18 protein-coding genes and 1 pseudogene are annotated in these 18,718 nt (G+C 53.0%); 11 read left to right on the top strand and 8 right to left on the bottom strand.

The window, feature by feature from the left end; translation table 11 throughout:
* Window positions 1–131: 131 nt before the first annotated feature.
* The 6 genes from cysP (at window position 132) to pdxK (ending at window position 6,025) form a co-directional block, all read left to right on the top strand.
* A complete protein-coding gene (gene cysP, locus HVY19_RS14640) occupies window positions 132–1,148 on the top strand; it encodes a thiosulfate/sulfate ABC transporter substrate-binding protein CysP (RefSeq protein ID WP_181681272.1) in 1,017 nt (338 codons plus the stop codon).
* Window positions 1,148–1,981, top strand: a complete 834-nt coding sequence (cysT, locus tag HVY19_RS14635) for a sulfate/thiosulfate ABC transporter permease CysT (RefSeq protein WP_181681271.1) — start codon at window positions 1,148–1,150, stop codon at window positions 1,979–1,981. Before cysP ends, cysT begins: the two co-directional genes overlap by 1 nt.
* On the top strand, window positions 1,981–2,856 hold the full coding sequence (gene cysW, locus HVY19_RS14630) for a sulfate/thiosulfate ABC transporter permease CysW (RefSeq protein WP_181681270.1): 876 nt from the start codon (window positions 1,981–1,983) through the stop codon (window positions 2,854–2,856). Before cysT ends, cysW begins: the two co-directional genes overlap by 1 nt.
* Window positions 2,846–3,940: a sulfate/thiosulfate ABC transporter ATP-binding protein CysA gene (cysA, locus tag HVY19_RS14625; RefSeq protein ID WP_181681269.1), complete on the top strand. Its 1,095-nt coding sequence runs from the start codon at window positions 2,846–2,848 to the stop codon at window positions 3,938–3,940. Before cysW ends, cysA begins: the two co-directional genes overlap by 11 nt.
* 59 nt (window positions 3,941–3,999) lie before the next feature.
* Complete coding sequence (gene cysM, locus HVY19_RS14620; RefSeq protein ID WP_181681268.1) at window positions 4,000–4,911, top strand: cysteine synthase CysM; 912 nt, start codon at window positions 4,000–4,002, stop codon at window positions 4,909–4,911.
* A 265-nt stretch (window positions 4,912–5,176) separates the two neighbouring features.
* Entirely contained in the window at window positions 5,177–6,025 is an 849-nt protein-coding gene (gene pdxK / locus HVY19_RS14615; RefSeq protein ID WP_181681267.1) for a pyridoxine/pyridoxal/pyridoxamine kinase, read from the top strand.
* A gap of 137 nt (window positions 6,026–6,162) precedes the next feature.
* Here pdxK and crr read toward each other — a convergent pair whose 3' ends face one another.
* The 5 genes from crr to cysZ form a co-directional block, all read right to left on the bottom strand.
* Window positions 6,163–6,672, bottom strand: a complete 510-nt coding sequence (crr, locus tag HVY19_RS14610; protein WP_000522253.1) for a PTS glucose transporter subunit IIA — start codon at window positions 6,670–6,672, stop codon at window positions 6,163–6,165.
* Window positions 6,673–6,712: 40 nt separating this feature from the next.
* A complete protein-coding gene (gene ptsI, locus HVY19_RS14605) occupies window positions 6,713–8,440 on the bottom strand; it encodes a phosphoenolpyruvate-protein phosphotransferase PtsI (RefSeq protein WP_181681266.1) in 1,728 nt (575 codons plus the stop codon).
* A gap of 45 nt (window positions 8,441–8,485) precedes the next feature.
* Window positions 8,486–8,743 carry a phosphocarrier protein Hpr gene (ptsH, locus tag HVY19_RS14600; RefSeq protein ID WP_002913505.1) on the bottom strand — a complete coding sequence of 86 codons (258 nt, stop codon included), beginning with the start codon at window positions 8,741–8,743 and terminating at the stop codon, window positions 8,486–8,488.
* Between the two features lie 381 nt (window positions 8,744–9,124).
* Window positions 9,125–10,096, bottom strand: a complete 972-nt coding sequence (gene cysK / locus HVY19_RS14595) for a cysteine synthase A (protein ID WP_181681265.1) — start codon at window positions 10,094–10,096, stop codon at window positions 9,125–9,127.
* Between the two features lie 163 nt (window positions 10,097–10,259).
* Window positions 10,260–11,021: a sulfate transporter CysZ gene (gene cysZ, locus HVY19_RS14590; RefSeq protein WP_181681264.1), complete on the bottom strand. Its 762-nt coding sequence runs from the start codon at window positions 11,019–11,021 to the stop codon at window positions 10,260–10,262.
* Between the two features lie 231 nt (window positions 11,022–11,252).
* Here cysZ and zipA point away from each other — a divergent pair, with 231 nt between their 5' ends.
* From zipA to HVY19_RS14575, 3 genes are all read left to right on the top strand, one after another.
* A complete protein-coding gene (gene zipA / locus HVY19_RS14585; protein WP_220132928.1) occupies window positions 11,253–12,278 on the top strand; it encodes a cell division protein ZipA in 1,026 nt (341 codons plus the stop codon).
* Between the two features lie 72 nt (window positions 12,279–12,350).
* A complete protein-coding gene (gene ligA / locus HVY19_RS14580; protein WP_181681262.1) occupies window positions 12,351–14,366 on the top strand; it encodes an NAD-dependent DNA ligase LigA in 2,016 nt (671 codons plus the stop codon).
* 1 nt (window position 14,367) lies between these two features.
* Window positions 14,368–14,586 carry a DUF3820 family protein gene (locus tag HVY19_RS14575; RefSeq protein WP_181681261.1) on the top strand — a complete coding sequence of 73 codons (219 nt, stop codon included), beginning with the start codon at window positions 14,368–14,370 and terminating at the stop codon, window positions 14,584–14,586.
* Here the strand turns inward: HVY19_RS14575 and HVY19_RS14570 are convergent.
* The 3 genes and pseudogenes from HVY19_RS14570 to HVY19_RS20815 form a co-directional block, all read right to left on the bottom strand.
* The gene (locus HVY19_RS14570) at window positions 14,583–15,581 is read right to left on the bottom strand and encodes a bile acid:sodium symporter family protein (protein ID WP_181681260.1); all 999 of its coding nucleotides are present in this window, start codon (window positions 15,579–15,581) and stop codon (window positions 14,583–14,585) included. The two genes, HVY19_RS14575 and HVY19_RS14570, sit on opposite strands and share 4 nt — an antisense overlap.
* A 191-nt stretch (window positions 15,582–15,772) precedes the next feature.
* On the bottom strand, window positions 15,773–16,114 hold the full coding sequence (locus HVY19_RS14565; RefSeq protein WP_181681259.1) for a FlxA-like family protein: 342 nt from the start codon (window positions 16,112–16,114) through the stop codon (window positions 15,773–15,775).
* Between the two features lie 90 nt (window positions 16,115–16,204).
* Window positions 16,205–16,327: pseudogene (locus HVY19_RS20815) on the bottom strand (hypothetical protein); the annotation flags it as partial.
* 147 nt (window positions 16,328–16,474) lie between these two features.
* Here HVY19_RS20815 and xapA point away from each other — a divergent pair.
* On the top strand, window positions 16,475–17,308 hold the full coding sequence (xapA, locus tag HVY19_RS14560; protein WP_181681258.1) for a xanthosine phosphorylase: 834 nt from the start codon (window positions 16,475–16,477) through the stop codon (window positions 17,306–17,308).
* A gap of 59 nt (window positions 17,309–17,367) precedes the next feature.
* Window positions 17,368–18,624 (top strand): nucleoside permease, encoded by a 1,257-nt coding sequence (locus HVY19_RS14555; RefSeq protein WP_181681257.1) that lies wholly within the window; start codon window positions 17,368–17,370, stop codon window positions 18,622–18,624.
* Window positions 18,625–18,718 lie beyond the last annotated feature (94 nt).

Genomic DNA, 18,718 nt, shown 5'->3' with positions numbered 1-18,718 from the left:
AGCCTGGAGGGGTTTCCTTATTCCCTTTTCAACTTTCAAATCATCAAACGGTATATAAAACCGTTACTCCTTTCCTGCTCGTTATAAATATGATGACCATAAGAAAGTCATTTAATTTATAAGGGTGCGCAATGGCCGTTAACTTACTGAAAAAAAGATATCTGACGCTGGTGGCGTCGCTGTTACTGGTGGGTCAGGCGCAGGCGACGGAGTTGCTGAACAGCTCCTATGACGTCTCCCGCGAGCTGTTTGCCGCCCTGAACCCGCCGTTTGAACAGCAGTGGGCGAAAGACAACAGCGGCGATAAATTGACGATAAAACAATCTCATGCCGGGTCATCAAAACAGGCGCTGGCGATTTTACAGGGGCTGAAAGCCGACGTGGTGACCTACAACCAGGTCACGGATGTACAGATCCTGCATGACAAAGGAAAACTGCTGCCTGCCGACTGGCAAACGCGTCTGCCGAACAACAGTTCACCGTTCTATTCCACGATGGGCTTCCTGGTCCGCAAAGGCAACCCGAAAAACATCCACGACTGGAACGACCTCGTGCGTTCTGATGTGAAGCTGATTTTCCCGAACCCGAAAACCTCCGGCAACGCGCGTTATACCTATCTGGCGGCGTGGGGCGCGGCGGATAAAGCGGACGGCGGCGATAAAGCCAAAACCGAGCAGTTCATGACTCAGTTCCTGAAAAACGTCGAAGTGTTTGATACCGGCGGCCGCGGCGCGACGACCACTTTTGCTGAACGTGGGCTGGGCGATGTGCTGATTAGCTTTGAATCGGAAGTGAACAACATCCGCAAACAGTATGAAGCGCAGGGCTTTGAAGTCGTGATCCCGAAAACCAATATTCTCGCCGAGTTTCCGGTAGCCTGGGTGGATAAAAACGTCGAGGCCAATGGCACAGAGAAAGCGGCGAAAGCGTACCTCAACTGGCTTTATACCCCTGAAGCACAGACTATCATCACCGACTTCTACTATCGCGTGAATAACCCGGAAGTGATGGACAAGCTGAAGGATAAATTCCCGCAGACTGAACTGTTCCGCGTAGAGGATAAATTCGGTAGCTGGCCTGAAGTGATGAAAACCCATTTCACCAGCGGTGGTGAGCTGGACAAGCTGTTGGCGGCGGGGCGTAAGTAATGTTTGCAGTCTCCTCCAGACGCGTGCTGCCCGGCTTTACGTTAAGCCTGGGCACCAGCCTGCTGTTCGTGTGCCTGATTCTGCTGCTGCCGCTCAGCGCGCTGGTGATGCAGTTGGCGCAGATGAGCTGGGCGCAATACTGGGAAGTAATTACCAACCCGCAGGTCGTTGCTGCGTATAAAGTGACGCTGCTGGCAGCATTCGTGGCATCGATTTTTAACGGCGTTTTTGGCCTGCTGATGGCGTGGATCTTGACCCGTTATCGTTTTCCCGGGCGCACATTGCTGGATGCGCTGATGGACCTGCCGTTTGCCCTGCCGACAGCGGTCGCTGGCCTGACGCTGGCCTCATTGTTCTCTGTTAACGGGTTCTACGGTGAGTTTCTGGCGAAGTTTGATATCAAGGTGACATATACCTGGCTCGGCATCGCCGTGGCGATGGCGTTTACCAGTATTCCGTTTGTCGTGCGTACCGTTCAGCCGGTGCTGGAAGAGTTAGGCCCGGAATATGAAGAAGCGGCGGAAACGCTGGGCGCAACCCGCCTGCAAAGTTTTCGCAAAGTGGTGCTGCCGGAGCTGTCACCAGCGCTGGTGGCGGGCGTGGCGCTCTCGTTTACCCGAAGCCTCGGTGAATTCGGCGCGGTGATTTTCATCGCCGGAAACATTGCCTGGAAGACAGAAGTCACCTCGCTGATGATTTTTGTTCGCTTGCAGGAGTTTGATTACCCTGCCGCCAGTGCCATTGCTTCGGTGATCCTGGCGGCTTCATTACTGCTGCTGTTTTCAATTAACACCCTGCAAAGTCGCTTTGGTCGACGTGTGGTAGGTCACTAATGGCGGACGTTACCCAATTGAAGCGCTATCACGCCCCCCGCATTAACTGGGGAAAATGGTTTCTGATCGGCACCGGGATGCTTGTCTCCGCCCTGATCCTGCTGGTGCCGATGATTTATATCTTCGTGCACGCGTTCAGCAAGGGGCTGATGCCGGTATTACAGAACCTCTCCGACCCGGACATGCTACATGCCATCTGGCTGACCGTATTGATAGCGCTGATTGCGGTGCCGGTGAACCTGGTGTTCGGCGTTTTACTGGCCTGGCTGGTGACTCGCTTTAACTTTCCTGGCCGCCAGCTGCTGCTGACCCTGCTGGATATTCCGTTTGCCGTCTCGCCGGTGGTGGCCGGTCTGGTTTATCTGTTGTTTTATGGATCTAACGGTCCGCTGGGCGATTGGCTGGACGAGCACAATCTGCAAATTATGTTCTCCTGGCCGGGGATGGTGCTGGTCACTATCTTTGTGACCTGCCCGTTTGTGGTGCGTGAGTTGGTGCCGGTGATGTTGAGCCAGGGGAGCCAGGAAGATGAGGCGGCGATATTGCTTGGTGCCTCCGGCTGGCAGATGTTCCGCCGCGTCACGCTGCCCAATATTCGCTGGGCCCTGCTGTACGGTGTTGTGCTGACAAACGCCCGTGCGATTGGCGAATTCGGCGCGGTGTCGGTGGTTTCCGGCTCGATTCGCGGCGAGACGCTGTCGCTGCCGTTACAAATTGAATTGCTGGAGCAGGACTATAATGCCGTCGGCTCCTTTACCGCCGCCGCGCTGTTGACGTTGATGGCGATTATTACCCTGTTTTTAAAGAGTATGTTGCAGTGGCGCCTGGAAAATCAGGAGAAACGCGCGCAACAGGAGGAACATCATGAGCATTGAGATTGCCAATATTAAGAAGTCTTTTGGTCGCACCCAGGTGCTGAACGATATCTCACTGGATATTCCTTCAGGTCAGATGGTGGCTCTGCTGGGGCCTTCCGGTTCCGGTAAAACCACGCTGCTGCGTATTATTGCCGGGCTGGAGCATCAGTCCAGCGGCCATATTCGCTTCCACGGAACCGACGTCAGTCGTCTGCATGCGCGCGATCGCAAAGTGGGATTTGTCTTTCAGCACTATGCGCTGTTTCGTCATATGACGGTGTTCGACAATATCGCATTTGGTTTGACGGTGCTGCCGCGTCGTGAACGCCCGAATGCCGCGGCGATTAAAGCGAAGGTGACGCAGTTACTGGAGATGGTGCAACTGGCGCATCTGGCTGACCGCTTCCCGGCGCAACTTTCTGGCGGCCAGAAGCAGCGCGTGGCGCTGGCGCGCGCGTTAGCCGTTGAGCCGCAAATTTTGCTGCTGGATGAACCGTTTGGCGCGCTGGATGCGCAGGTGCGTAAAGAGCTGCGACGCTGGCTGCGCCAGTTGCATGAAGAGCTTAAATTCACCAGTGTGTTTGTCACCCACGATCAGGAAGAGGCCACCGAAGTGGCAGATCGCGTGGTGGTGATGAGTCAGGGGAATATTGAACAGGCTGATGCGCCGGATCAGGTCTGGCGTGAGCCGGCTACCCGCTTCGTGCTGGAGTTTATGGGCGAGGTTAATCGCCTGCAAGGTACTGTGCGTGGCGGTCAGTTCCACGTCGGCGCCCATCGCTGGCCGCTGGGATATACGCCAGCGTATCAGGGGCCTGTCGATCTCTTCCTGCGCCCGTGGGAAGTGGATATCAGCCGCCGAACCAGCCTGGACTCTCCGCTACCGGTGCAGGTTGTGGAAGCCAGTCCGAAAGGTCACTACACTCAACTCGTCGTTCAACCGTTGGGGTGGTATAACGAGCCGCTGACAGTAGTGATGCAGGGGGATGATGCCCCGGTTCGCGGTGAGCGTCTGTTTGTCGGGCTGCAAAATGCCCGCCTGTACAACGGCGATCAGCGTATCGAACACAAGGAAGATGTGGTATTCGCAGAAATAGCGTAACCTCAGGCGTCCAGGCCGGGTAAGCGTAGCGCCGCCCGGCATTTTATTGAGTAAAAGACGTGAACACATTAGAACAAACAATCGGCAATACGCCGCTGGTGAAATTGCAGCGCCTGGCGCCGGACAACGGCAGCGAAATTTGGGTCAAACTGGAAGGCAACAACCCGGCGGGGTCGGTCAAAGATCGCGCTGCGCTGTCGATGATTGTCGAAGCCGAAAAGCGCGGTGAGATTACGCCAGGCGACGTACTGATTGAAGCCACCAGCGGTAACACCGGGATTGCGCTGGCAATGATTGCCGCGCTGAAGGGATACCGCATGAAGCTGCTGATGCCGGATAACATGAGCCAGGAGCGTCGCGCGGCAATGCGTGCCTACGGCGCGGAGCTGATTCTGGTTACTAAAGAGCAGGGGATGGAAGGGGCGCGTGACTTAGCGCTTGAAATGGCCTCGCGAGGCGAAGGTAAACTGCTTGACCAGTTTAACAATCCCGATAACCCTTACGCACATTACACCACCACTGGCCCGGAAATTTGGCAGCAGACCGCCGGGCGCATTACGCACTTTGTTTCCAGTATGGGGACCACCGGCACCATTACCGGCGTGTCCCGCTTTCTGCGGGAACAGACAAAGCCGGTCACTATTGTGGGGCTTCAGCCTGAAGAGGGCAGTAGCATTCCGGGTATTCGTCGCTGGCCAGCGGAATACATGCCGGGCATTTTTAATGCTTCTCTGGTTGATGAAGTGCTGGATATCCATCAGCAGGACGCAGAAAAAACGATGCGTGAACTGGCGGTGCGGGAAGGTATCTTCTGCGGCGTGAGCTCAGGCGGCGCGGTTGCCGGAGCATTACGCGTGGCGCGCGCAACGCCAGGTGCGGTGGTTGTTGCCATCATCTGCGACCGTGGCGATCGTTATCTTTCTACCGGCGTGTTTGGCGAAGAGCATTTCAGCCAGGGCGCGGGAATTTAAGCCCAGCGCCATGGCTTCATGGCGCGCTTTCCGGGGATCTTCACGATGTAAGGTTTCCCGGTAATTCAGAAAGGCAAATACGGCCCACAGAATATTTTTCATCGCAATTTCCCCTTACGTTACTTTCACACTCTCTCTGACTTGATGTCGGAAGATAAGTCGCAGTCGCCAGCAAAAAATTTTAGGTATAACGACGCCGTTGCCGATTTTGTGCATATGGCGATAATAGGAAAGGCCACTCGGCGAACCCGTGAAAGGAAAACGTATGGGACAGGATAGTGAAATACAGTCAGTGCTCTTTGACGATAAACATCAGGCGTTACAGACCGATATCGTCGCCGTGCAGTCACTGGTGGTGTACGGCAGTGTAGGCAACAGCATCGCGGTGCCTGCGATAAAGGCCTATGGATTACGGGTGACGGCGGTGCCGACTGTGCTGTTCAGCAATACGCCCCATTACGAGACATTTTATGGCGGTATTATCCCCGCTGACTGGTTTGGGGGCTATTTACAGGCGCTATGTGAACGTGATGCATTACGCGAGCTAAAGGCAGTGACTACCGGCTATATGGGGAGCGCCGAGCAAATCTTCCTGCTGGCGCAGTGGTTGAAAACGGTTAGCGAAACGCATCCTTCGCTGACCGTTCTGGTCGATCCGGTGATTGGCGACACCGACAGCGGAATGTACGTCAAGCCCGAGATACCGGAGGCCTATCGTCAGCATTTACTCCCGCTCGCGCAAGGATTGACGCCGAATGCATTTGAACTGGAGATGTTGAGCGGCAAGCCCTGTCGCACGCTGGAAGAGGCTGTTGCGGCGGCGCGGACGTTGCTGACTGATACGCTGAAGTGGATAGTAATAACCAGCGCACCGGGACTTTCATCTGAGACGATCAACGTGGCCGTCGTCACTGCTGATTCGCTGGATGTCATTGAACACCCGCGTGTCGAAACCGATCTGAAAGGCACTGGCGATCTGTTCTGCGCCGAATTGATTAGCGGAATTGTACAGGGGCAACCTCTGACAACGGCAGCGCAGCATGCTGCTGAACGTGTGCTGAAGGTGATGACCTGGACGCTACAATGCGGCAGTAACGAGTTAATTCTGCCATGATGACCTTGCCGCGTAATGCCTGATGGCGCTTCGCTTATCAGGCCTACGGCTCGATGTACGTTGTAGGCAACCCCGGCATCCGGCGTTCAGGCAAAAAAATAGCGCCCGAAGGCGCTATTTTTTCACTGTGGTAAGAATTACTTCTTAATGCGGATAACCGGGGTTTCGCCCACAGTCACGCTACCAGACAGTTTGATCAGTTCTTTGATTTCGTCCATGTTGGAGATAACAACCGGAGTCAGAGTGGACTTGGCTTTTTCTTCCAGCAGTGGCAGATCGAATTCAATAACCGGGTCGCCAACTTTCACGCGCTGACCTTCTTCAGCGATGCGCTTAAAGCCTTCGCCTTTCAGTTCAACGGTATCGATACCGAAGTGAACGAACAGTTCGATACCGCTATCAGATTCGATAGAGAACGCATGGTTGGTTTCAAAAATTTTGCCAATGGTGCCGTCAACAGGGGCTACCATTTTGTTACCGGTTGGTTTAATAGCAATGCCGTCACCAACGATTTTTTCGGCGAAAACAACATCCGGCACGTCTTCGATGTTGACGATCTCGCCAGAGAGCGGAGCAACAATCTCAATAGTTCCGGTGTCTTTCTTATCATCAGAAACCAGAGATTTCAATTTATCGAACAAACCCATGATCTTCTCCTAAGCAGTAAATTGGGCCGCATCTCGTGGATTAGCAGATTGTTTTTTCTTCAATGAACTTGTTAACCAGCGTCATTAACTCGTCCGTTGTCGGTTGAGCAAGAGCCTGCTCTGCTAACACCTTCGCATCTTCGAAGTTCGTGTTACGGATAATCTTCTTAATGCGCGGGATAGAAATGGCGCTCATAGAGAATTCGTCCAGACCCATCCCCAGCAACAGAAGTGTAGCACGTTCATCGCCTGCAAGCTCACCACACATGCCAGTCCACTTACCTTCCGCATGAGAAGCATCAATAACTTGCTTAATCAGCGTCAGTACGGACGGTGACATTGGCTGGTAAAGGTGGGAGATCATATCATTACCACGGTCAACCGCCAGAGTGTACTGCGTTAAATCATTGGTGCCGATACTAAAGAAATCCACTTCTTTGGCTAAGTGACGCGCAATCGTTGCCGCAGCCGGTGTTTCCACCATTACGCCAATCTCAATGGATTCGTCAAAAGCTTTACCTTCCTCGCGCAGTTCCTGTTTGTAGATTTCGATCTCTTTGCGCAGTGCGCGAACTTCTTCAACAGAGATGATCATCGGGAACATAATGCGCAGTTTACCGAAAGCAGAGGCACGCAGGATTGCGCGAACCTGGTCACGCAGGATCTCTTTACGATCCATTGCGATACGCACGGCACGCCAGCCAAGGAACGGGTTCTCTTCTTTCGGGAAGTTCATGTACGGCAGCTCTTTGTCGCCGCCAATGTCCATGGTACGCACGATAACCGCCTGCGAGCCACAGGCTTCAGCAACGGCTTTGTACGCGGCAAACTGTTCTTCTTCAGTCGGCAGCGCGTCGCGGTCCATAAACAGGAATTCAGTACGGTACAGACCAACGCCTTCTGCGCCGTTGCGCTCTGCGCCTTCAACATCACGAACGGTACCGATGTTGGCACACACTTCAACCTGATGTCCGTCGAGGGTGATCGCTGGAAGGTCTTTCAGTTTGGCAAGTTCTGCTTTTTCAGTCGCAACCTGCTCCTGAACGGTGCGCAGTTTTTCAATTTCTTCGTTGGTCGGGTTGACGTAAACCTTGTTGTTTACGGCATCCAGAATCAGATAGTCGTCGTTTTTCACCTGTGAGGTCACGCTACCGGTACCCACGATGGCCGGCAGTTCCAGAGAACGCGCCATGATAGAGGTGTGGGAGGTACGGCCACCCGCGTCGGTGATGAAACCCAGCACCTTTTGCAGGTTCAGCTGTGCGGTTTCGGACGGGGTCAGGTCAGCGGCAACCAGGATAACCTCATCCTTGATTGCGCTCAGGTCGATAATTGCCAGACCCAGGATATTACGCAGAAGACGTTTACCGATGTCACGCACGTCAGCCGCACGTTCTTTCAGGTATTCATCGTCCAGCTCTTCCAGGGCAGTGGCCTGACCTTCGATAACTTCATGCGCAGCTGCGTCAGCCGTCATGTGTTTATCTTTAATCAGGGCTATGATTTCCTGCTCCAGCTCCTCATCTTCGAGCAGCATGATATGCCCTTCGAAAATGGCTTCTTTTTCTTCACCGAATGTTTCACCAGCTTTCGTTTTGATCGCTTCTAACTGTGCCGATGCTTTGGCACGACCGCTCAGAAAACGCTCAACTTCCTGATCAACCTTATCGGCAGAAATTTTTTTCCGGTCAATGACGATCTCGTCTTCTTTCAACAAAAGAGCTTTGCCGAAAGCGATACCCGGGGATGCTAAAATGCCTGAAATCATAACCCTACCTTACTTGTGACTGATATTGAAAAGACCCCGGAAAACTTATTCCAGTTCTGCCATCAGCTTAACCAGATGTTCAACTGCTTTTTGCTCGTCTTCACCTTCTGCAGAGAGGGTAACAACAGTACCCTGAGTCAGGCCCAGAGTTTGCAGTTTGAAAAGGCTTTTCGCGCTGGCGCTTTTGCCGTTGGAAGTCACAGTAATTTCAGAAGTGAAGCCTTTCGCTTCTTTAACAAACTGAGCAGCAGGGCGGGTATGCAGACCGTTCGGAGCGGTAATAGTAACTTCTTGCTGGAACATTGTATTTCCCCAACTTATAGGTTTAGTGTTGTGGAACTAAAGTCTAGCCTGGCGGTTCGACTTTAGCCTGTATAGTTAGCGCCGGAGCAAACGGGGCGACACACCAGGTGTTATACCCAATCCGTAGCAGGTAACTTCTGGCAGCTGACGTTACGCTCGTCATTAAACATTATGCCGCGAAAACAAGACTTGAACCAAATCATAAAATCGATTCAGCCAACAGTTTTCCTTTAACGATTAATTTCACGCTTCAAAATAATTAATCAGGTTAAATACCAGAGCAGGCAGGGTGAATCAATGCCAGGTGGGGTTAAAGTTTGAAGTAGGCCACAAAAAAGCACCTAAAAAGGTGCTTTTTTACGCGTTTTTAACAATCTGGCATCACTGTTGCAGTTCTTTCTCTGTGAAGAGATCGGCAAACAACGCAGTGCTCAGATAACGCTCACCCGAAGACGGTAGGATAACCACAATATTCTTGTTGGTAAAGGTTTCATCTTCCTGAAGCTTGAGCGCTGCCGCAACCGCAGCACCTGAGGAAATGCCTGCCAGAATACCTTCTTCTTCCATCAGGCGACGTGCAGTAGAAATCGCCTCTTCGTTGGTGATCGCCACCACTTTATCAATCAGTTTAAGATCCAGGTTGCCAGGAATGAAACCTGCGCCGATACCCTGAATTTTATGCGGGCCCGGTTTGAGCTCTTCACCTGCCAGCGCCTGTGCGATAACCGGAGAATCTGTCGGTTCTACCGCGACGGTAATCAGATCGGATTTCCCTTTGGTACCCTTAATGTAGCGACTTACGCCGGTCAGCGTACCGCCGGTGCCCACGCCTGAGATAAAGACATCAACCTGACCATCGGTATCTTCCCAGATTTCCGGACCCGTGGTTTTCTCGTGGATTTCTGGGTTAGCCGGGTTGCTGAACTGCTGAAGCAGCAGGTATTTCGCTGGATCGCTGGCGACAATCTCTTCCGCTTTTTGAATCGCGCCCTTCATCCCTTTTGCGCCTTCGGTCAGTACCAGGTTGGCACCCAGTGCTTTGAGGAGCTTACGACGTTCAATACTCATGGTTTCTGGCATGGTGAGCGTGAGTTTGTAACCGCGAGCAGCAGCAACATAGGCCAGAGCAATCCCGGTGTTACCGCTGGTCGGCTCAACCAGTTCAATACCCGCTTTCAGTACGCCGCGTTTTTCGGCATCCCAAATCATATTGGCACCGATACGGCATTTGACGCTGAAGCTCGGGTTGCGTGATTCCACCTTCGCCAGTATGCGTCCGTTACCGATACGGTTCAGTCGAACCAGCGGCGTATGACCGATTGTCAGCGAGTTATCTTCAAAAATCTTACTCATGGCCTGTCCTTAACTGTATGAAATTGGGATACCTTCCCAGCATACCCTTCAAACCGAGATGGGGAAGTAAGGATTTCGCATATCTATATACGATGCAGAAATAATAGGTACCAGTATGGAATAAGAGACAGCATAAGCCATCCCTGTGTTCACATAATGTGCATCATTTCCATAACGCGTGTTTATCACGATAACAATCGACCCACATTGCAGTCGCGCCACAAACCGCCACCGGCATGATGACCAGATTCAGGACCGGGATCAGCGTGAACAGGCTGGTCAGCGCACCAAACTGCATATTGGTGACCTTGCGGGTACGCAGGGCGGTACGCATCTCTTTAAACGGTACTTTGTGATTATCGAACGGATAATCGCAATATTGAATTGCCAGCATCCAGGCGCTAAATAAGAACCACAGTACGGGGGCGACGGTTTGTCCGATACCAGGAATAAAATAGAGGATGAGCAATACCACCGCGCGGGGTAAATACCAGCTCAGCTTTTGCCATTCCCGCTTCATAATGCGAGGAACGTCTTTCATAATGCCGAAAATACCTGTATCCGGCGGCGTGGCTCCTGTTAAACGCGCCTCCAGTTGTTCCGCCAGGAGTCCATTAAACGGTGCGGCGATCCAGTTGGCGATCGTTGAGAAAAAATAACCGAACACCAGCAGAACAGAAATAACCGCGACAGGCCAAAGTAAATAACTCAACCATTGCAGCCACTCAGGAACATGACGCATTAACGACGGGATCCAGACATCCAGTTGCGTGAACAACCACCAGAACGCGCTACCCATCAGCACAATATTTACGAGCAGGGGTAAAATGACAAAACGACGGATGCCGGGTTGTGAAACCAGCTTCCATCCTTGAGAAAAATAATAAAAACCACTGCGCGTTTCCGCTAAGGATGATGACGCCATAGTCAGGACAAGCTCCTTTAAGTAATAGTCCTAAGTGGATACACGGTAGTTTACCGGGATATCACGTGATGCACAGTTCGGAAATGTTCGAAAAAACAGCAAAAAGCACGATTTCCTTCATCTTTATGCAGCGAAAGCTAAGAGTACACTTGCACTTGACGTAATCGGCAAATACTCTTAGTGAGTAAATGTTTGCCGTGGTGGCAAGGTGTTAGAACAACAGAGAATATAATGATGCAGGATTTGCGTCTGATATTAATCATTGTTGGCGCGATCGCCATAATCGCTTTACTGGTACATGGTTTCTGGACCAGCCGTAAAGAACGATCTTCTATGTTCCGCGATCGTCCACTGAAACGCATGAAATCGAAACGCGACGAAGAGTTGTTTGACGAAGACGTTGAACCTGATGAAGGCGTGGGTGAAGTTCGTGTTCGCCGAGTGAATCAAGCCCCTGGCAATGCGCAGGAGCATGAGGCCCCTCGTCAGTCGCCGCAGCACCAGTATCAACCGCCTTATGCGTCTTCACAGCCGCGTCAGCCCTCTGTGCCGCCATCAGAAGCGCCGGTACAGCCGCAGCACGCCCAGCGTCCGTCGCAGCCGGTGCAGCAGCCTCAGTCTATGCCACAGCAGCCTGTTCAACCGCAGTCAGCACCGCAACAACCGGAGCCCCAACCTGCCGCGCCTCATGCACAGCAACCTGTTTCGCCAGCGGCGCAACCGTCGCAGCAGGCATTCCAGTTCACTCCCGCAGAACCTGAAGCCGCGGCACAATCGCAGCCTCAGCCGGAACCTGTTGTAGAAGAAGCGCCAGCGCCGGTTGAGGAAAAGCCGCAGCGTAAAGAGGCGGTGATTATCATGAACGTCGCTGCGCATCACGGCAGTGCTCTCAGTGGTGAACTGTTGCTCAACAGTATTCAGCAGGCCGGCTTTAAATTTGGCGATATGAACATTTTCCATCGTCATCTGAGCCCGGACGGCAGTGGCCCGGCGTTGTTCAGTCTGGCGAATATGGTTAACCCTGGGACGTTTGACCCGGAAATGACCGACTTCACTACCCCAGGCGTAACCATTTTTATGCAGGTGCCTTCCTACGGGGATGAACTGCAAAACTTTAAGCTGATGCTGCAATCTGCTCAGCACATTGCTGATGAAGTGGGCGGCGTGGTGCTTGACGATCAGCGTCGGATGATGACACCGCAAAAATTGCGCGAATATCAGGACCGCATCCGCGAAGTGAAAGACGCCAACGCCTGATACACTCAGGGCACGACATATTTTCTTCTGAACCCCCGCCTGTCGGGGGTTTTTTATCATTGATGGTGCGATATGGAATCAATCGAACAACAACTGACAGAACTGCGAACCACGCTTCGCCATCATGAATATCTTTATCATGTGATGGACGCGCCGGAGATTCCGGATGCCGAGTACGATCGCCTGATGCGCGAACTGCGCGAGCTGGAAGCGCAGCACCCGGAGCTGATTACCCCGGATTCACCCACCCAACGGGTCGGCGCGGCGCCGCTGGCGTCGTTCAGCCAGATTCGCCATGAAGTGCCGATGCTGTCGCTGGATAACGTCTTTGATGAAGAGAGCTTTCTGGCATTTAACAAGCGGGTGCAGGATCGTTTAAAGCGTACTGATAAGCTGACCTGGTGCTGCGAGCTGAAGCTTGATGGCCTGGCGGTCAGCATCCTCTACGAAAACGGTATTATGGTCAGTGCCGCGACGCGTGGGGATGGCACCACCGGAGAAGACATTACCTCGAACGTGCGCACCATCCGTGCGATTCCGCTGAGATTGCGCGGTGACAATATTCCTGCGCGTCTGGAAGTCCGGGGTGAAGTTTTTCTGCCTCAGGCCGGGTTCGAAAAAATCAACGAAGAGGCCCGTCGCACGGGCAATAAAGTGTTTGCCAACCCGCGTAACGCGGCGGCTGGCTCACTGCGTCAGTTAGACCCGCGCATTACGGCGAAGCGACCGCTGACTTTCTTTTGTTACGGTGTGGGTATTCTCGAAGGCGGTGAGCTACCGGACACTCACCTGGGACGCCTGCTGCAATTCAAAGAATGGGGGCTGCCGGTTAGCGATCGCGTGACCCTCTGCGATTCCCCGGAGGCGGTGCTGGCGTTCTACCATCAAGTGGAACAAGACCGTCCTACGTTGGGTTTCGACATTGATGGCGTGGTCATAAAGGTCAATTCCCTGGCGCTGCAGGAGCAGTTGGGCTTTGTGGCCCGCGCGCCGCGCTGGGCGGTTGCCTTTAAGTTCCCGGCACAAGAGCAGATGACCTTTGTTCGCGATGTGGAGTTTCAGGTAGGACGTACCGGGGCCATTACTCCCGTGGCTAGACTGGAGCCGGTTCAGGTCGCGGGCGTGCTCGTCAGCAACGCTACGCTGCATAACGCCGACGAGATCGAACGCCTCGGCCTGCGTATTGGCGACAAAGTGGTGATCCGTCGTGCGGGTGATGTCATCCCCCAGGTGGTCAACGTGGTACTTACCGAGCGCCCTGACGACACTCGCCCGGTGGCGTTTCCGACCCAGTGTCCAGTGTGCGGTTCCGACGTTGAACGCGTGGAGGGGGAGGCAGTAGCGCGCTGCACCGGCGGCCTGATTTGTGGCGCACAGCGTAAAGAATCGCTCAAACACTTTGTCTCGCGTCGTGCGATGGACGTTGACGGTATGGGCGACAAGATTATCGACCAGTTGGTGGAGAAGGAGTATGTCCACACGCCAGCGGATCTGTTTTCACTGACTGCAGGTAAGCTGACCGGACTGGACCGCATGGGGCCGAAGTCGGCGCAGAACGTCGTGGATGCGCTGGAGAAAGCGAAAGAGACGACGTTTGCACGTTTTCTGTATGCGCTGGGCATTCGTGAAGTCGGCGAGGCCACTGCCGCCGGGTTGGCCGCGTATTTTGGTACGCTTGAAGCACTTGAAGCTGCGTCCATTGAAGAGCTACAGAAAGTGCCTGATGTCGGCATTGTGGTGGCGACGCATGTCTTCAACTTCTTTGCTGAAGAGAGCAATCGCGACGTCATCGGCCAGTTGCTGGCGAAGGGCATTCACTGGCCTGCGCCGGTAGTGATCAACGTCGAAGAGATTGACAGCCCGTTTGCGGGTAAAACGGTGGTGCTGACCGGTAGCCTAAGCCAGATGTCACGCGATGATGCCAAAGCGCGACTGGTGGAACTGGGAGCGAAGGTCGCGGGAAGCGTCTCGAAGAAAACCGATCTGGTCATCGCGGGTGAAGCGGCGGGTTCGAAGCTGGCAAAAGCGCAGGAGTTGGGTATTGCGGTAATAGACGAAGCGGAAATGCTCCGCCTGCTGGGTGCCTGAGATGGAAAAAGAGCAGCTTGTTGAGATCGCCAATACGGTTATGCCGTTCGGCAAGTATCAGGGGCGTCGGTTGATTGATGTTCCAGAGGAGTATTTGCTGTGGTTTGCCCGCAAGGATGCGTTCCCGGCGGGCAAATTGGGCGAGCTGATGCAAATCACGCTACTGATTAAAACAGAAGGGCTAACCCAACTGGTTCAACCCCTGAAGCGCCCGCTTTAAGCCTTCGCGGCACCGCTTTCCCGCTGTGCCTGTAATTGTTCGGTCTGGCGCTTATAACGACGCGCCAGTACCGCACAGACCATAAGCTGAATCTGATGGAAGATCATCAGCGGCAGCACCATCATCCCGATCACCGATGTAGGAAACAGGATGTTGGCCATCGGAATACCGTTTGCCAGACTCTTTTTCGAACCACAGAACACAATGGTAATCTCGTCCGCCTTGTTGAAACCCAATTTACGCGCGACAAAGACGTTCACCGCAATGACAATCGCCAACAGCACGATGCTAACGCCGACGATAAACAGCAGCGATCCCCAGCCCACTTTGTGCCAGATGCCGTTAACGACCGCTTCACTGAAGGCCGTATAGACCACCAGCAGGATTGATGTCTGGTCGGTTTTTGCTATCCATTTTTTATTCCGCGCGACCCAATTGCCGATCCACGGGCGCGAAAGGTGTCCCAGCACAAACGGTAGCAGCAGTTGCAGCATGATTTTCCCAACCTGTTCCAGGCTGCCTTCAGCACCATGCATATTCATCACCAGACCAACCAGTAGTGGCGAAATGAAAATTCCCAACAGGCTGGATGCAGAGGCCGAACAGACCGCCGCAGCGACGTTGCCCCCCGCCAGAGAGGTAAAAGCAATCGCCGACTGCACGGTAGCAGGCAAAATGCACAGATAGAGAAAGCCGGTATAGAGCATTGGGTCAACGTTGAAGGGGGCCCACCAGGCAAACAAGACTCCGATGACCGGGAAAAGAATAAAGGTGCTGCACATGACCCACAGATGTAAACGCCAGTGACTCCCGCCTGCGATAATGGCTTCGCGAGAGAGTTTCGCGCCGTGCATGAAGAACAGCAGCGCGATTGCCGCGGTGGTAATTCCTTCGACAACAGGAACAAACCTCCCTTCTGCTGGCAGAAACGATGCCAGTAACACGACCGCGATCAGTGTCAGCGTAAATGGATCAAGAATACGAAAAATTTTCATAACGACTCCAGGGATTCAGTACTGACATTCTGCGTTTATCGATTTCAGAAATTACAAAGATTTACTGCATCTATATATTAATGTAACCGATAGAGTATACACCGCATGTCACTGAGGCCCAGGAAAGAAGGTTTTTGCCTGGGGTTATCACTCCCAGGCGGATACATCAGGTCGTTATGTTGGCAGGGGGATCAGATATATACGTCAATCTGATGGTCAGCGGAGGGGATATTTACGCCTTCTGCTCTGAGCTGTTTTTGTTCCTGCTTTTGCTGAGCTTCTTCGGCCTGCTGACGCTGTAATTGCGCCAGTTGCGTCTGGAGCATTTTGATCTGCGTTTGGATCATTTCCTGCTGCTTCTTTTTATCTTCCGTGCTGCCACTACCATTTGGCACATCTTTTAGTTTTTGTGTTAGCTGGGTAATTTTCTCGGCAATTTGCGCGATTTGTGCCGCAATGCTGTTACCTGATGAGGCGCTCGACCCACCACCGCTGCTTTGCAGGGAAGGGGTAGATACATTAATGGTTGTCATAAAAGCTCCTGTTCCTTAGTGCCTGAAGATAAAGGTATCGGCACAGGAGCGTAAAACTTCAGCGAGCCCTGCCATTGTTGGCAGGGGGAGTCAGAAATTAAATTTAACCGTATAGATTATTCCGTCCTGAAGGAAGGATTCGCCCAGTTTGTTGCCCGCGTAGCGATACTGGATACCTGCAGTCAGATGAGGCGTGACGTTCCACCACAGCGCCTGGCGATCTTAATCGGGTGAGACGATCAATATAAATTTCATATTGATCGCCATGAGAAAGTGTATTGGAAAGAAACAATGTTCTCTCGTTATAAAAAGAGGGTACTGGACCCTATACATTCGATTCGTAGATTTTAAGGATTTCTCATGACCCATTCCCTCTTTTCACAGAACCCATGGTATTGCGTTGATATCATTCGCGGTTTCAAACCTGACTTCACGCCGCGCGTGGCCTTTATTCTCGGTTCGGGCTTAGGCGCGCTGGCCGAGCAGATTGAAGATGCTGTGGCGATATCCTACGAGCAACTGCCCGGTTTTCCGGTAAGTACGGTACATGGCCATGCGGGGGAACTGGTTCTGGGTTATTTGGCTGGTATCCCGGTTGCCTGCATGAAAGGGCGCGGACATTTCTATGAAGGGCGCGGAATGACCATTATGACGGATGCTATTCGTACTCTGAAACTGCTGGGCTGCGAGCTCCTGTTCTGTACTAACGCAGCGGGTTCCCTGCGACCTGAAGTGGGGCCAGGAAGTCTGGTTGCGCTTAGCGACCATATTAATACCATGCCAGGTACGCCGATGGTGGGGCTGAATGACGAACGTTTTGGCGAACGTTTCTTCTCACTGGCGAATGCTTATGACGCCGATTATCGCGCGGTTCTCCAGACCGTTGCGGCGGAAGAGGGCTTTACCCTCAATGAAGGCGTGTTCGTTTCTTACCCAGGACCGAACTTTGAAACGGCCGCTGAGATTCGCATGATGCAGATTATCGGTGGCGATGTGGTAGGGATGTCGGTAGTACCAGAAGTGATTACAGCTCGCCATTGTGGGTTGAAAGTGGTGGCCGTTTCCGCAATCACCAACCTGGCAGAAGGGCTGGGCGATGTGCAACTCTCGCACGCGCAAACGCTCGCAGCGGCTGAGCTTTCCCGGCAGAACTTTATCAACCTGATTTGTGGTTTCCTGCGCAAACTGGCCTGAAGCGAAGAATAATAAGACCCCGGCAGACGGGGTCGTACTCTACGGCAAGGAAGGGAAAAATGGGTATTGCGTCCCGCTTAAAAATCATGTCCTTTTTGCAATATTTTATCTGGGGAAGCTGGCTGGTGACCCTGGGTTCTTACATGATTAACACCTTACATTTTACCGGTGCCAACGTGGGCATGGTCTACAGCTCGAAAGGGCTGGCGGCGATCATTATGCCGGGCATTATGGGGATAATCGCTGATAAATGGCTGCGCGCAGAGCGTGCCTATATGCTGTGCCATCTGGTTTGCGCCGGTGTGTTGTTGTATGCAACGACCGTCATCGATTCGGACACCATGTTCTGGGTCATGCTGGTCAATGCGATGGCCTACATGCCGACAATTGCGCTCTCTAATAGTGTCTCTTATTCCTGTCTGGCGCAGGCAGGGCAGGATCCGGTAACGGCATTTCCACCGATTCGCGTTTTCGGCACGATCGGTTTTATCGTTGCGATGTGGACCGTGAGCCTGATGGGGTTGGAGTTGAGCAGCGCGCAGTTGTATATCGCCTCTGGCGCATCGCTGCTGCTGGCAATGTATGCATTTACCCTGCCGAAAATTCCGGTGGCCGAGAAAAAAGCGACCGCGTCGCTTGCCAGCAAGCTGGGTCTTGATGCCTTTGTCCTGTTTAAAAATCCCCGGATGGCGATCTTCTTTCTGTTCGCGATGATGCTTGGTGCGGTGCTGCAAATTACCAACGTGTTTGGTAACCCGTTCCTGCATGACTTTGCCCGCAACCCGGAGTTTGCCGACAGCTTTGTGGTGAAGTATCCCTCAATTTTGCTCTCTGTTTCGCAGATGGCGGAAGTGGGCTTTATTCTGACGATCCCGTTCTTCCTGAAACGTTTTGGTATCAAAACGGTCATGCTGATGAGCATGCTGGCATGGACGCTGCGTTTTGGCTTTTTTGCCTTTGGCGATCCGTCACCGGTGGGCTTTGTTCTGCTGCTGATGTCGATGATTGTCTACGGTTGCGCCTTCGACTTCTTTAATATTTCCGGTTCGGTTTTTGTGGAGCAGGAGGTCGATTCGAGAATTCGTGCCAGCGCCCAGGGGCTGTTTATGACCATGGTCAACGGCGTGGGTGCCTGGGTAGGGTCGATTCTCAGCGGCATGGCGGTGGACTATTTCTCCGACGACGGGGTAAAAGACTGGCAAACCATCTGGTTAGTCTTTGCGGCGTATGCTCTGGCGCTGGCGGTGATTTTCGCGCTGTTCTTTAAATACAAGCATGAGCCAGAAAAGTTAATAACCCAATCGCTGGCGCATTAATCTGTTACACGGCGGGTCCAGCAACCCGCCGTTTTATATTATCAGCAGCGATGTGGTAACGTTGTGAATTCTCCCTCGTCACTGGAATACACCT

Source organism: Citrobacter sp. RHB25-C09 (genome assembly GCF_013836145.1).
GTDB lineage: Bacteria > Pseudomonadota > Gammaproteobacteria > Enterobacterales > Enterobacteriaceae > Citrobacter_A.
The sequence above is the reverse complement of the archived record's forward strand: the minus strand, read 5'-3'. Positions and strand labels throughout refer to the sequence as shown.

What these genes read in the sequence shown, in the direction of transcription:
- zipA (WP_220132928.1), top strand. Translation starts at nt 11,253, where the DNA reads ATGATGCAGGATTTGCGTCTGATATTAATCATTGTTGGCGCGATCGCC.
- ptsI (WP_181681266.1), bottom strand. Translation starts at nt 8,440, where the DNA reads ATGATTTCAGGCATTTTAGCATCCCCGGGTATCGCTTTCGGCAAAGCT.
- HVY19_RS14575 (WP_181681261.1), top strand. Translation starts at nt 14,368, where the DNA reads ATGGAAAAAGAGCAGCTTGTTGAGATCGCCAATACGGTTATGCCGTTC.
- cysT (WP_181681271.1), top strand. Translation starts at nt 1,148, where the DNA reads ATGTTTGCAGTCTCCTCCAGACGCGTGCTGCCCGGCTTTACGTTAAGC.
- xapA (WP_181681258.1), top strand. Translation starts at nt 16,475, where the DNA reads ATGACCCATTCCCTCTTTTCACAGAACCCATGGTATTGCGTTGATATC.
- cysP (WP_181681272.1), top strand. Translation starts at nt 132, where the DNA reads ATGGCCGTTAACTTACTGAAAAAAAGATATCTGACGCTGGTGGCGTCG.
- pdxK (WP_181681267.1), top strand. Translation starts at nt 5,177, where the DNA reads ATGGGACAGGATAGTGAAATACAGTCAGTGCTCTTTGACGATAAACAT.
- cysK (WP_181681265.1), bottom strand. Translation starts at nt 10,096, where the DNA reads ATGAGTAAGATTTTTGAAGATAACTCGCTGACAATCGGTCATACGCCG.
- ptsH (WP_002913505.1), bottom strand. Translation starts at nt 8,743, where the DNA reads ATGTTCCAGCAAGAAGTTACTATTACCGCTCCGAACGGTCTGCATACC.
- HVY19_RS14570 (WP_181681260.1), bottom strand. Translation starts at nt 15,581, where the DNA reads ATGAAAATTTTTCGTATTCTTGATCCATTTACGCTGACACTGATCGCG.
- ligA (WP_181681262.1), top strand. Translation starts at nt 12,351, where the DNA reads ATGGAATCAATCGAACAACAACTGACAGAACTGCGAACCACGCTTCGC.
- crr (WP_000522253.1), bottom strand. Translation starts at nt 6,672, where the DNA reads ATGGGTTTGTTCGATAAATTGAAATCTCTGGTTTCTGATGATAAGAAA.
- HVY19_RS14555 (WP_181681257.1), top strand. Translation starts at nt 17,368, where the DNA reads ATGGGTATTGCGTCCCGCTTAAAAATCATGTCCTTTTTGCAATATTTT.
- cysW (WP_181681270.1), top strand. Translation starts at nt 1,981, where the DNA reads ATGGCGGACGTTACCCAATTGAAGCGCTATCACGCCCCCCGCATTAAC.
- HVY19_RS14565 (WP_181681259.1), bottom strand. Translation starts at nt 16,114, where the DNA reads ATGACAACCATTAATGTATCTACCCCTTCCCTGCAAAGCAGCGGTGGT.
- cysZ (WP_181681264.1), bottom strand. Translation starts at nt 11,021, where the DNA reads ATGGCGTCATCATCCTTAGCGGAAACGCGCAGTGGTTTTTATTATTTT.
- cysA (WP_181681269.1), top strand. Translation starts at nt 2,846, where the DNA reads ATGAGCATTGAGATTGCCAATATTAAGAAGTCTTTTGGTCGCACCCAG.